General features: G+C 64.7%; 2 protein-coding genes and 1 pseudogene. 1 reads left to right on the plus strand and 2 read right to left on the minus strand.

What is annotated here, in order from left to right; all coding sequences use genetic code 11:
- A pseudogene (locus tag EN884_RS39860) lies at positions 1–167 on the plus strand (trimeric intracellular cation channel family protein); the annotation flags it as partial.
- A 64-nt stretch (positions 168–231) separates the two neighbouring features.
- On the opposite strand, the gene EN884_RS29745 reads toward EN884_RS39860, so the two are convergent.
- The gene (locus tag EN884_RS29745; protein WP_023812526.1) at positions 232–1,107 is read right to left on the minus strand and encodes a GNAT family N-acetyltransferase; all 876 of its coding nucleotides are present in this window, start codon (positions 1,105–1,107) and stop codon (positions 232–234) included.
- A gap of 182 nt (positions 1,108–1,289) precedes the next feature.
- A partial coding sequence (locus EN884_RS29750; RefSeq protein ID WP_164895234.1) for a PAS domain-containing hybrid sensor histidine kinase/response regulator occupies positions 1,290–3,545 on the minus strand: 2,256 nt, incomplete at its 5' end.

Genomic DNA, 3,545 nt, shown 5'->3' on the forward strand with positions numbered 1-3,545 from the left:
GTGCCGGCCTTTACACGCTTGGCGATCTTGCCGGACTGCCGCCGCTCGCCTCGGACCTTGCCGGTTTTGCTGCGGCGTTCCTTGTGCGTGGCGGCGCGCTCAAATTCGGCTGGTCGTTTCCGTCCTACAAGAGCCGGCCCGGCAGGCGGCCGGAAGATATTTTGTGAAAAGGAAGCGAATAGCGAATAGGGGTTGAACGAGATAGCTCCCGCTACTTTCTATTCGCTAGCCTCACGCAGCGAAGCGCTGGGCTTCCCCGCCATAATAGTTGACGTAGCGTGCGCCGATCTCCTTGACCGGCATCACGACGAACACATCGACCGTCGAGAATTCGCGATCGATGACGCAGCCGTCGCCGATGCGGGCGCCGACGCGCAGATAGCCCTTGACCAGAGGCGGCATCGCGGCGATCGCCGCCTTGGCATTGACCGCCTCGATCGGCATCAGGTCCATCGAGCAGTAGCGCCCGGAGACCGCGCGCACGTCCCAGGCCGAATTTGTGCGGCAGTGGTGGGCGAGGTAGGTGAGCGCCTCGGCATGCGCCGCCGGCACGGTGCCGTGAAAAGAAGCGCAACCGGTCATCACACCGATTTCGTAATGGTTGATGTAGGCCCAGATGCCTTGCCACAACGCCTCGATGGTGCGTTTCGAGCGGTATTCCGGCAAGACGCAGGAGCGGCCGAGTTCCAGGAAACGCTGGCCGGGGTGACGGGCAATGAGCTTGGTCAGCTCGAATTCACCTTCGGAATAGAAACCGCCGGCCGTGGCCGCGATTTCTTGCCGCAGCAGCCTATATGTACCGACGATACGGCGATGTTCGGGACCGGAAAGCGTGGTGTCCAAAACCAGCAGATGGTCGCAGAGTGGATCGAACCGGTCGGCGTCACGGCGGTCATGGGCCTGGAACAGGTCCTTCCTGGCGCCAAGTTCGTCGTAGAACACCCGGTAGCGCACTTCCTGCGCGGCCGCGATCTCGGCCTCGTTGCGAGCGAGCCGCACTTCAAGATTGCCTATACGGCCCAGTGCCGCGCCCTTTATGACGGAATCGACGTTACGTCCGGCAAGCAAGGCGCTGCTGGCGTTCGGCCGAGTGTCACATTCCGGCATAACTGTATGCACGAGTGATTCTCCTTCGAGCCATCCCTCTTGGCACGGGGATACGGTGTAGGTGCAACAGGATTGTGACAGTACCGTGATACGACGTCGTGGGCAATACTTCGTCGGCTGGCGAATACGATCAACCGGCTACGTTTAAGTGATCGCCCGGTGCGGAACGGGCGGTGGAAAGCTCAGGCCGCGACGACCTGGCCCTCGACGGCATTGACCAGCGCCTCGGGGTCGAGCGGCTTGGTGACAAAGCCGCTGGCGCCATGGGCCAACACCGCATGGCGGGTCTTTTCCTGGCTGTCGGCCGACAGCACCATGATCGGCACCGGCCGCACGGCACTTTCTTCCTCATGGCGGCGGATGGCGGCAATCGCGTCCAGCCCGTCCATGACCGGCATGTGCAGATCCATCAAGACCACGTCGAAGCGGTCCTTGTGCGCGGCGCCGGTGACAGCCTCGACGGCCGCCTTGCCGTTGCCGACCACCCTGACGCGATGCCCGGCCTTCAGCAGCGTGGCGCGGGCCAGCATGGCATTGATGTCATTGTCCTCGGCGATCAGCACCGACAGGCCGCGCTGGCGGTTGCCGACGGCGCGCAGTGTCGGCGCGCCGCGCTTTTCCGGCTGCGGCGGGCCGAGGCTCGGAGCATGGCTGCTCAACAGTACACGCAAAAGTGTTCCGCCGCGCACCGGCCTGGCCAGGAAGGTTGCGTAGCCGCTGGCGCGGAACTCGCCAAGCATGCCGCGATCTGTCGGCGCGATCAGCGTGATCGCCTCACAGTCGGAGAAACCGCTCTGGCGCAGGCGCTTGAGCAGCCTTCCGTCGCCTTCCTCCATCGCTGCATCGACCAGGATCGCGTCGCAGCCGGCGGCGAAAGGCGCGGCCTGTGCGGCGGTGGTGGCGATGTCGACCGCGCCACCGTTGGCACGGATGGTGCGGGCGATGGCGTCGGCCTCGACGGCGTTCTTCGACAGGATCACCACGCGTCTGCCCGAGAGAGCATTCTGGCGGCCCTGCGGCGCTTCGGTGGCCGCTGTCGCAGGGACTTCGAAGACGAACTCGGATCCCTGGCCGAGCCGGCTGGATACCGAGATCGTGCCACCCATGGCGGCCACCAGGCGCCTGGAGATGGCAAGGCCGAGGCCGGCCCCGCCATGTGTGCGTGTCGACGTGCCGTCGGCCTGCTCGAACTCCTCGAAAATGCGCTCCAGGTCGGCATCATGCAGGCCCGGACCGGTATCGGCGATGGTAAAGCATATGCGGTCGCTGGTTTCGGTGCGTGCGCGTGCAATGCTCACCAGCACGCCGCCGCTGTCGGTGAACTTGATGGCGTTGCCGATGAGGTTGAGAAGCACCTGCCTGACCTTGCCTGGATCGGCGGTGATCAATTGCGGCACGTCGGGTTCGACATGACAACCCAGCCCGATATCCTTGGCGAAGGCGCGCGCCGCCAGCAATTCGATGATGTTGTCGGCGATCTCGCGCACCGACATCGGCTGCGGCTCCGGGTCGAAACGCCCGGCTTCGATCTTGGAATAGTCGAGAAGATCCTCGATCAGGGCAAGCAATGCGCTGGCTGAGGTCGAGACGGCGCCGACATAGGTCTGCTGCTCCGGCGACAGGCTGGTGTCGGCGAGCAACCTGGCCATGCCCATGATGCCGTTCATCGGGGTGCGGATTTCATGGCTGACGGTGGCGAGGAAACGCGATTTGGCCTGGCTGGCATATTCGGCCCGTTCGCGTGCGGTGATCAGCGAGGACTCGGCGCGTTTGCGGGCGGTGATGTCGCGGGCGATGGCGCGGTGCGAAACCGCGCCACTGTCCTTGTCGCGCACCGACAGTTCGATCCAGGAGAACCAGCGCTGCCCGCTCGGCGTGCTGATAGAGACATCGGTGGAACTCAGGCACTCATGGTCGGAAAAGGCGGCATCGGGAACCATGCCGACCTCGATGCCGAGTTCCGCCAGGGTCTTGCCGGCAAGATCGCGCTGGTCGATCTCGACGAGATCGGCGAAGACCTTGTTGGCATAGACGATGTAGCCGTCGCGGTCGCGATGGATGACGAGATCTCCAAGCGCGTCGATCAGGCCACGAAAGCGCTCATCGCTCTCCTGCATCTCCCACATGCGGTCGGCCAGCGTCTCGATCTCGGCGCGGCTGCGGGCCGTGGTTTCGTCAAGAAGGGCGGCGGTGCGATGTTCGCTCCGCCTGGCGCGCAGATGCATGGCAAGGCCGGCTAGGCCGGTTGCGAGCAATGCAACGCTGATGAACATCGGTGCCCCGGTCAGGTGCGCCAGCCCGGCCATCACCACGATGGCGACGAATGTCAGAAAGGACAGGCCTTCGCGCCTGGAGAATTCCGGCTCGGGCACCAGCGGCGGCGCGGCGACGAAGCGCCGCGTCGACGCCGGCGGGAGCACCGCATCGGCATCGTCGCC

The organism is Mesorhizobium sp. M7A.F.Ca.AU.001.01.1.1, assembly GCF_004022735.1.
Taxonomy (GTDB): Bacteria; Pseudomonadota; Alphaproteobacteria; order Rhizobiales; family Rhizobiaceae; genus Mesorhizobium; species Mesorhizobium ciceri.

What these genes read in the sequence shown, in the direction of transcription:
- EN884_RS29745 (WP_023812526.1), bottom strand. Translation starts at nt 1,107, where the DNA reads ATGCCGGAATGTGACACTCGGCCGAACGCCAGCAGCGCCTTGCTTGCC.